The sequence below is a fragment of the Streptomyces sp. NPDC013317 genome (assembly GCF_055563155.1).
This window is the reverse complement of the sequence record NZ_JBVHDX010000002.1, coordinates 145,558-155,047: the sequence shown is the minus strand read 5'-3', so window position 1 is coordinate 155,047 and position 9,490 is coordinate 145,558. Positions and strand designations below refer to the sequence as shown.

Annotated in this window: 6 protein-coding genes; 4 read left to right on the top strand and 2 right to left on the bottom strand. The window is 73.7% G+C overall.

Annotated elements, in window-relative coordinates:
- Positions 1–144 precede the first annotated feature (144 nt).
- Positions 145–2,970, bottom strand: a complete 2,826-nt coding sequence (locus ACZ3IJ_RS05430; RefSeq protein ID WP_467466380.1) for a tetratricopeptide repeat protein — start codon at positions 2,968–2,970, stop codon at positions 145–147.
- On the bottom strand, positions 2,967–4,778 hold the full coding sequence (locus tag ACZ3IJ_RS05425; RefSeq protein ID WP_467466379.1) for an HSP90 family protein: 1,812 nt from the start codon (positions 4,776–4,778) through the stop codon (positions 2,967–2,969). The genes ACZ3IJ_RS05430 and ACZ3IJ_RS05425 overlap by 4 nt, the downstream gene beginning before the upstream one ends.
- Positions 4,779–4,945: 167 nt before the next feature.
- On the opposite strand from ACZ3IJ_RS05425, the gene recG reads away from it, so the two are divergent.
- The 4 genes from recG to ACZ3IJ_RS05405 all read left to right on the top strand — a co-directional run bounded on the left by recG (position 4,946) and on the right by ACZ3IJ_RS05405 (position 9,474).
- Positions 4,946–7,159: an ATP-dependent DNA helicase RecG gene (gene recG, locus ACZ3IJ_RS05420; protein ID WP_467466378.1), complete on the top strand. Its 2,214-nt coding sequence runs from the start codon at positions 4,946–4,948 to the stop codon at positions 7,157–7,159.
- A 70-nt stretch (positions 7,160–7,229) separates the two neighbouring features.
- Complete coding sequence (gene rsmD, locus ACZ3IJ_RS05415; protein WP_467466377.1) at positions 7,230–7,814, top strand: 16S rRNA (guanine(966)-N(2))-methyltransferase RsmD; 585 nt, start codon at positions 7,230–7,232, stop codon at positions 7,812–7,814.
- A gap of 26 nt (positions 7,815–7,840) precedes the next feature.
- Positions 7,841–8,332: a pantetheine-phosphate adenylyltransferase gene (gene coaD, locus ACZ3IJ_RS05410; protein ID WP_383170846.1), complete on the top strand. Its 492-nt coding sequence runs from the start codon at positions 7,841–7,843 to the stop codon at positions 8,330–8,332.
- 110 nt (positions 8,333–8,442) lie between these two features.
- Positions 8,443–9,474 carry an ATP synthase F0 subunit B gene (locus ACZ3IJ_RS05405; protein ID WP_467466376.1) on the top strand — a complete coding sequence of 344 codons (1,032 nt, stop codon included), beginning with the start codon at positions 8,443–8,445 and terminating at the stop codon, positions 9,472–9,474.
- Positions 9,475–9,490: the final 16 nt, after the last annotated feature.

Here is a 9,490-nt window from a genome sequence, read left to right as displayed (position 1 = left end):
TCGCGTTATGGGGGGGGCACCCCCCCCGGCCCCCCGGGGGGCGGGGGCCCCCCCCCCCCCGCCGGGGGGGGGGGCCCGGGCCCCCCCCCCCCCGGGGGGGGGGCCCGGGGCGGGGCGCCCGGGCCGCCGTGGCGCCCGTTCCCGTCAGGGGGTCGCCTCCGCGCGTTCCAGGATCGACTCCGCCTGCGCCCGGCGTTCCGGGGCCAGGGGGTCTTCCGTCGTGGCGTACTCCGCAAGAACCCCACGCGCCAGCGTCACCGCCCGCGACGGGTCGTCCAGGTCCAGGTGGAGCCAGCCCGACAGGAGCTCCGCGGCCGTGCGGCGGTCGCGGTGGGCGGGGCCCGCCTCGGTGAACGCCGCGACCGCCCGCGTCGCGTACGACAGCGCCGCCTCCGCGTCCGTCTCCCCGAGCAGCTCCGCCGCCTGGAGGTACGTGTCCCCCCGCGCCACCACGTCCGCCCCGCACGCCTCGACCGCCGCGTCCATCAGCGCCCGGCCCTCACCGTCCGCGCCCGCTATCCAGGCCCGGACCCGCAGCGTCCGCACGTACGCCGCCGTGTCGCCCAGCGCGCTCCACAGCTCGCCCGCCCGCTCGTACGCCGCCGCGGCCTCCGGCCGCAGCTCCGCCGCGAGCAGCGCCTGCGCCGCCAGGTTCGCGAGCATCGCGTGGTCCCGCTGCTCCGGCCACGCCTTCGCCAGCTCCGCCGCCCGCAGCCAGTGCTCGGCGGCCGCACGGGGCTCGTCCAGCCGCGTGAGGCAGTCGCCGAGCCACCACAGCGTCTGGACGACCATCCCGTCGCCGTGCTCCTCCACCGAGACGTCCGGCAGCACCGCCTCCAGGATCGCGGCCGCCTCCTCGACCCGTGACTCCCGCAGCAGCCAACCGCCCAGCTGGTGCCGGGCGTACGCGCCGATGCCCCGGCTCTCGCCCGCCTCGTCGGCCCAGTGCGCCGCCTCCATGGCGTGCGCCGCCGCCTCGCCGAACCGTCCCGCCTCGGCGAGGACTTCGGCCAACTGGAGCCTGAGCCGGGTCTGCCCGGCCGCGTCGGCGTGCTCGGCACCGTGGTCGAGGGCCGCCCGCGCCGCCCGCTCTGCCGTCTCCAGGTCACCCGTGTGCAGGGCGATCCGCGAGAGCCGGACCTCCGGTTCCACCGCGTACCAGGGCATCCCGACCCGGTGGTAGAGCTCCGCGGCGTACGTGTACCGCCGGGCCGCCGCCTCCGCGTCCCCCTCGTGCGCGGCCAGATCGCCCCGTACGGCCTCGGCCTCGGCGATCCGGTCCGCGACCAGCGGATCGTCGGTGTACGGCGCGGTGAAGGCCAGCAGCTCGTCCACGGCCCGTGCCAGCTCCCCGGCACCGTCGTGGGCGTCGTGGCCGTCGCCGTCGTCCGGATGCAGTGGCAGCAGCCCGATGCGCACCCGGCTCAGCAGCGTCCCCGCCGCCTGCCGGGGCGTGGCCGCGCCCTCGGCGTGCAGCGCGAGCACCCGGCCGATCGCCTCGTCGACCCCCTCCGCAGCCTCCGCGACCCGGCCGTCGAGCGCGAGCGCGTACGCCGCCCTGGCCCGGGCGGCCGCCGCCTCACCCAGGTCGCCGGCCGACTCGTAGCCCTCCGCCGCCCGGCGGAACAGTCCGGCCGACTCCGCGGGACCGCGGTCCATCGCCATGGCCCGGTGGTCGTCCAGCTCGGCCCGCCCGAGCGCGTCCAGGTCGAGCCCGGCGGCAGCCACGGCCGCCCACGCGGCGCGCGCGTCCGGATTCCGCTCCGAGGACAGCCGGCGCGCCCGCGCCAGCAGGTCGACCGGCTCCGCCGCCGCCTCGGGCACGCGCGCGTGCGCCGGCCTCGGCACCGGACCCGCCGCCCGAACGCCCAGCGGCAGCCGGTCCAGGAGCGGCTCCGCGTCCATCCGGGCCCGTACGAGCTCGCCGACCCGGCCCGTCCCGTTGCGCTCGTCGAAGCGACGGGCGATCGCCAGCGCCTCCGCGCGCGCGTGGGCGGCCAGTTCGGCCGCCGTCCACGGCGCGTCCCCGTCCCGCGCGGGCCCCGGGACGGACTGTCCGCCGAGCCCCAGCGCCACCAGCCGGTCCAGGAGCAGCGCCGTCACGGCCAGGAAGTCCATGTGGCTGTCCGGATCGCCGCCGTCGGTGAGGTACGCCGGCCGTTCCGCCAGGATCTCCAGACCCCGCGCCTCGTTCCCTGTCAGCGCGCAGAACTCGATGTGCTCCGCCGCGGCACCGCGCATGCTCTCCATCGGCCGCACCAGCCGGTAGCCCCGCAGATGGTGCGCGCGGGCCTCGTCGATCCGGCCGAGCCGCACCAGCGGCAGCAGCGAGGAGGCGAGCACCGCGTGCGGCTCGTGCGCGCAGGTGTGCTCGCCCGTCAGGACCGGTGCCCAGGTCCGCAGGGCCTGCTCGTCGTCGCCGAGCTGCACCGACCACACGCCCTGCCCGTGCAGTTCGCAGGCGAGGCAGTCCGCCATCCGGTCCCGCTCGGCCGCCAGCCACGCCGCGTACGCCCGCCCGGCCCGCTCCAGGTCGCCGACGTGCCGCGCCACCCGGAACTCGCCCTGCCGGACGGCCCGTTCGGAGTGGCCCGCCAGCCGGTAGCGGTACTCCATCTCGCCGAGCCACTTCTCGATCGAGGCGAGCGGGATGTGCGGCTGGTCGAGCATGCCGCTGGAGACCCACTTGAAGACCCAGTGCAGGGAGTGCGTCTCGTACGCGTCGAAGTCCGCCGGATTGTCGTCCCACATCCGCAGCAGCCGCGAGAAGGGCACGAACATCTTCGCCTTCTCGGAGCTGTAGTTGTACGCCTGGAGCTGATGGCCCAGCGCCTCGATGACGGCCAGCGGCTCGCCGATCAGCTCGGCCTCGGCGAGGAGCCGCTCGGCGCGCGCGTTGCGCGCGGGCCCCTCCGGCTGCTGGGCGTTGTCCCGCATCGCCTCGCGGAGGGCCTCGAAGGTCAGGGTCATGCGTCGTTCTCCCCGTGGTGTGCGGCCCAGGTCAGCAGCCCCGCGAACGCCCGGTTGAGCAGGGCCGAGTCCGCCGGGCGCAGCGGCCGCTGCGCCATCAGCAGGGCCTGCCCGTACAGCGCCTCGACGGCGGTCCCCGCCAGCTCGGGGTCGTCGAGCGAGCCGATCCGGCGGATCAGCGGATTCAGGTGGTTGAGGACCAGCCGGGCCCTCGGCGCGCTGCCGCGCAGCAAGCCGAGGATGCCGGCCCACAGGTCGTCCGCCCGCTCCTCGGCCTCCGCCCGGGCCTGCTCGTGGCGGGCCGCCCGGTCGTCCAGGTGCAGCGCGGGCACGGTCAGCGGGTGGAAGGAGCGCAGCGACACGTCGCAGCCCAGCGGGTCCAGGGCGGCGCGCGCCACCGCGAGGAACGGCGAGAGGGCCAGCTCCTGGGCCGGGTCGACCGAGTCGAGATGCGCGGTGACCGTGTCGGCGTCGAGCTCCGCGACGACGGTGCCGGTGCGGACCTCGGGGAGGCGCTCGACCAGCTCCGTGTCGTACGTGTAGCCGCCGTTGACGACGCCGATGCCCTGCGCGGTCGCGATCGCGGCGACCTGCCGGTACTCCTCGACGGTCCGGGTGTAGTGCACGACCGGGTGACGGCGGGCGAACTCCTCCAGCGAGAGCCGGCCGTCCGTCGTCTCGAACGGCAGCCACGGCAGCATCGTCCGCAGCATCTCGCCGTCGTGCCGGGCCAGCGACTTCACCCCGAGGTGGTGCACGGCCAGGAACTCCTCCAGCCGCTCCGGGGCGCCGGCGGCCAGCTCGCCGAGCCAGTTCCGCACGGCGGCGCCCAGGGCGTCCCGTACGCCCGCCAGCGCCTCGTCCTCGTACAGCGCCTCGCGCGACGCGGTCGGCCGCAGGCAGTCCGTGTCGAGGACGCAGCGTACGAAGAACGCCCAGTCGGGCAGCAGCCCGTCGGCCCGGTCGGTGAGCAGCATGCCCTTGAGGTGGACCCGGTGGCCGGCGCGCTGGGCGGGGCTGACGGCCGACGGGAGGACGTACGCCACCCCCCGGATCCCGGCCAGCGGAAGATCCAGGTCGATCGAGTCGAGCGGGGAGAAGCCGAAGACGTCCCGGCAGTGCCCGGCGAGTGCGACCCGCCGGGCCGCCGGGCTCGGGTACGAGCGGTCCCAGGGCGCGGGCAGATCGGTGACCGGCGCGTCCCCCACCCGTACTTCGTACGGGAGGAGCGAGCCGAACTCGCGGGCCAGCGCGAGGACCCGCTCCTCGGCCAGCCACTCGCCGGAACCGGGGCGCGCGGTGAGGTACACGGTGGTGCCCGGCTCGGTGCGAGCGCCGTCCGCAAGCGTGCGGACGGTGTACGAACCGTCGTCGCGGGCCGTCCACTCCACCGGCGGAGCGTCGGGTACACGGGCGCTGCGGCTGACCACCCGGATCTCGGCGGCGACGACGAAACAGGCCAGCAGCCCGATGCCGAACTGCCCCAGGAACTCGCTCCGGGCGCTCGCGACGCCTTCGGCGTCCGCCCGCTTCGAACTGCGGCCGATCGTGGCCAGCAGGCTGTGGACGTCCTGTTCGGTCAGCCCGATGCCGCTGTCCTCGACGCGCAGGCTGCCGCCGTCCGCGTACAGCCGGACCCGCGCCGGGGCGTCCGGCTCCTCGGCACGGCGCGCGGTGATGGCGTCCACGGCGTTCTGCAGCAGTTCGCGCAGATAGACCCGGGGGCTCGAATAGAGGTGGTGGGAGAGGAGATCCACGAGTCCGCGCAGATCGACCTGGAAGGTGTGCGGTGTCTGATCAGCAGTCATCGTCGCTGCGCCGGTGGGGGAGAGACGACGGCGCGGGTCGGGCGATCCCGGCGGGCGGTGATCGCGGGGCGGCACGGGGGGAGACGCGTCATCCTAGGGGGCACGGAGCCGACGTGACCAGGAGATATCCGCAGCCTGCGGGACGGGTGTCAGTCCGGTGGTGTGCAATGGAACGCGTGCCAGTGCTCGACGAACCTCTGAAGAACCTCCTCGGCGCCGCCACCGCGAAGGTGATGGCCGAGCACCTCGACCTGCGTACGGTCGGGGATCTCCTCCACCACTACCCCCGACGGTACGCCGAGCGCGGCGAGCTCACCGCCCTCGCCGACCTGCCGCTGGACGAGCACGTCACGGTGGTCGCGCGGGTGGCCGACGCCCGCGTGCTGACCTTCAACAAGGGCGGCCGGGGCAAGGGCCAGCGTCTGGAGGTCACCCTCACCGACGGCAGCGGGCGGATGCAGCTCGTCTTCTTCGGCCGGGCCGTCCACTTCCACCAGAAGGAGCTGCTGCCGGGCCGGCGCGGGATGTTCGCCGGCAAGGTCGGGGTCTTCAACCGCAAGCTCCAGCTCACCCACCCCGAGTACAAGCTCCTGGACGCCGAGAGCAGCGACGAGACGGTCAAGGCCTTCGCGAACGAACTGCTGCCGATCTACCCCGCCTGCAAGCAGCTGGAGTCCTGGACCATCGAGCAGTCCGTCTCCATCGCCCTGGACTCCCTGGCCGCCACCGGCTGGGCCGGGCTCGCCGACCCGCTGCCGCCGGCCCTGCGCGAGGGACGCGGCCTCGCCGAGCTGCCCGAGGCGCTCCAGAAGGTCCACCGCCCCCGTACGAAGGCCGACATCGAGGACGCCCGGCAGCGGCTCAAGTGGGACGAGGCATTCGTCCTCCAGGTCGCCCTCGCCCGGCGCCGGCACGCCGACACCCAACTGCCGGCCGTCGCCCGCCGGACCACCCCCGGCGAAATCCTCGACGCCTTCGACGCCAAGCTGCCCTTCACCCTCACCGACGGCCAGAAGAAGGTCTCCAAGGAGATCTTCGACGACCTCGCCACCGAGCACCCCATGCACCGCCTCCTCCAGGGCGAGGTCGGCTCCGGAAAGACCATGGTCGCCCTGCGGGCCATGCTCGCCGTCGTCGACAGCGGGGGACAGGCCGCGATGCTGGCCCCCACCGAGGTCCTCGCCCAGCAGCACCACCGCTCGATCACCGAGATGATGGGCGAGCTCGCCCAGGCAGGCATGCTCGGCGGGGCCGAGCACGCCACCAAGGTCGTGCTGCTCACCGGCTCCATGGGCGCCGCCGCCCGTCGGCAGGCCCTCCTCCACCTGGTCACCGGCGAGGCCGGCATCGTCATCGGCACGCACGCGCTGATCGAGGACAAGGTCCAGTTCCACGACCTCGGTCTCGTCGTCGTCGACGAGCAGCACCGCTTCGGCGTGGAGCAGCGCGACGCTCTGCGCGGGAAGGGCAAGCAGCCGCCCCACCTGCTGGTCATGACGGCCACCCCGATCCCGCGCACGGTCGCCATGACCGTCTTCGGGGACCTGGAGACCTCCGTCCTGGACCAGCTGCCCGCCGGACGCTCCCCGATCGCCAGCCATGTCGTTCCGGCCGCCGACAAGCCGCACTTCCTCGCCCGGGCGTGGGAGCGCGTGCGCGAGGAGGTGGAGAACGGGCACCAGGCGTACGTGGTCTGCCCGCGCATCGGCGACGACGAGGACGAGAAGCAGAAGCGGAAGGCGTCCCCCGAGGACGAGGCCGAGAAGCGGCCGCCGCTCGCCGTACTGGAGGTCGCCGAGAAGCTTCGCGCCGGTGCGCTCGCCGGACTCCGCGTCGAGGTCCTGCACGGCCGGATGCACCCCGACGACAAGGACGCCGTCATGCGCCGCTTCGCCGCGGGCGAGGCGGACGTCCTGGTCGCCACGACCGTCATCGAGGTCGGCGTCAACGTCCCCAACGCCACCGCCATGGTGATCATGGACGCTGACCGTTTCGGCGTCTCCCAGCTCCACCAGCTCCGCGGCCGGGTCGGCCGGGGCTCCGCCCCCGGCCTCTGCCTCCTCGTCACCGAGATGCCCGAGGCGAGCCCGGCCCGCCAGCGCCTCGGCGCCGTCGCCTCCACCCTCGACGGCTTCGAGCTCTCCCGCATCGACCTCGAACAGCGCCGTGAGGGAGACGTCCTCGGCCAGGCCCAGTCCGGGGTCCGCTCCTCCCTGCGCATGCTCACCGTCCTCGACGACGAAGAGGTCATCGCCGCAGCCCGCGAGGAGGCCACCGCCGTCGTCCACGCCGACCCCCACCTCAGCGCCCACCCCGAGCTGCGCACCGCCCTGGACGCGCTCCTGGACAAGGAGCGGGAGGAGTTCCTGGAGAAGGGGTGACGGCACACCCCGCCCACCGGCCATATCGTGGAGGCACAGGAGCCCGGAAGCACAAGGACAAGGACCTCAGATGACCCGCGTGATCGCCGGTACCGCCGGCGGACGCCGACTGGCCGTGCCACCCGGCAACGGCACCCGCCCGACCTCCGACCGGGCGCGCGAGGGCCTCTTCTCCACCTGGGAGTCGCTCCTCGGCACCCTCCACGGCACCCGTGTCGCCGATCTGTACGCGGGTTCGGGCGCCGTCGGCCTGGAGGCCCTTTCCCGGGGCGCGGTGCACGCCCTGCTCGTCGAGGCCGACGCCCGCGCCGCCCGGACCGTCCGCGAGAACATCCGGTCGCTCGGACTCCCCGGCGCCGAACTGCGGACCGGCAAAGCGGAGCAGATCGTGACAGGAACGGCGCCCGCCGCCCCGTACGACCTGGTCTTCCTCGACCCGCCCTACGCCGTCTCGGACGACGATCTTCGCGAGATCCTCCTCACACTCCGCTCCGGGGGCTGGATCGCCGACGATGCCGTCGTCACCGTGGAGCGCAGCACCCGAGGCGGCGAGTTCGCCTGGCCGGCCGGTTTCACCTCACTCCGGGCCCGTCGCTACGGCGAGGGAACGTTTTGGTACGGTCGCGCCGCCTCTACGTGCGAAGACGCACGATGACCGGACCGGAGAGCGAGGGACCCAAGTTGCGCCGCGCCGTCTGTCCGGGGTCATTCGACCCCATCACCAACGGACACCTCGACATCATCGCCCGCGCCTCCAAGCTGTACGACGTCGTGCACGTCGCGGTGATGATCAATCAGTCCAAGCGAGGCCTCTTCACCGTCGACGAGCGGATCGAGCTGATCCGCGAAGTCACCGCCGACTTCGGAAACGTCGAGGTCGAAGCCTTCCACGGCCTGCTCGTCGACTTCTGCAAGCAGCGCGACATCCCCGCGATCGTCAAGGGCCTGCGCGCGGTCAGCGACTTCGACTACGAGCTGCAGATGGCCCAGATGAACAACGGCCTCTCGGGCGTCGAGACCCTCTTCGTCCCCACCAACCCGACGTACAGCTTCCTGTCGTCCTCCCTGGTCAAGGAGGTCGCCGCCTGGGGCGGCGACGTCTCCCACCTGGTCCCGCAGGCGGTCCTCGGCAGGCTCACCGAGCGCCTCGCCGAGCGGCGCGCGGAGCAGTGACCCCCCGCGACCGTCGCTGACGGTCCGTCACCTGGTGTCGTACGGGGGACGACTGCCCTTACAGTCGTCCCGTCCGTCTCCATCCAGCTGTAGAGAGTGGCGAGCACCCGGTGGACGTGCAGAAGAAGCTCGACGAGATCGTTTCGGCGGTCGCCAACGCCCGTTCCATGCCCATGTCGGCGTCCTGCGTGGTCAACCGCGCCGAGCTGCTCGCCATGCTCGAAGAGGTGCGGGAGGCCCTGCCGGGCTCCCTGGCCCAGGCCCAGGAGCTCCTCGGCGGCCGGGAGCAGATGGTCGAGCACGCCCGCCAGGAGGCGGAGCGGATCATCGAGGCCGCCCACGCCGAGCGCGGCTCGCTGATCTCGGACACCCAGGTCGCCCGCCAGTCCCAGGACGAGGCGGACCGGATCCTCTCGGAGGCCCGCCGGGAGGCGGAGGAGATCCGCGCCGAGGCCGACGACTACGTCGACTCCAAGCTCGCCAACTTCGAGGTCGTCCTCAACAAGACCATCGGCTCCGTCGACCGCGGCCGCGAGAAGCTGCTCGGCCGCGGCCCCGGCCTGGACGAGCAGGGGTACGCCGACGAGGACGCCCCGGAGTACAGCGCGGACCCGCAGACCCTGATCCACCGGGCCGACGAGTACGTCGACGCCAAGCTCGGCGCCTTCGAGGCCGTGCTCTCCAAGACCCTGGAGGCCGTCGGCCGCGGTCGGCAGAAACTGCACGGGCGGATCGCCACCGACGACCTCGGCGCGCACATGGCCGCCCAGGACGCGGCCGGCGGGGCCGTGCACACCAGCGACGCCGACTACCTGGCCGGCCTCGCCGAGCTGGCGGACCCCGAGCCGGTGCAGCAGCCCGTCATGCAGCAGGCCCCGCAGATCCCGGCGCAGCAGCCGGACCCGTACGGGTACCAGCAGCAGCCGCAGGACGCCTACGCCTACCAGCAGGCCGACCCGTACGCCTACCAGCAGCAGGACCCGTACGCGTACCAGCAGAGTTACGGCTACGAGCAGCAGCCGCAGGTCCCGCAGGCGCAGCCCGCCGCACTCGACGAGACCAGCTTCTTCGACACGAGCATGATCGATCTGGAGCAGCTGCGCCGGTACGAGCAGGGTCACGGTCAGGGTCAGGGGCACTGAGCGACCGGCTCCACGG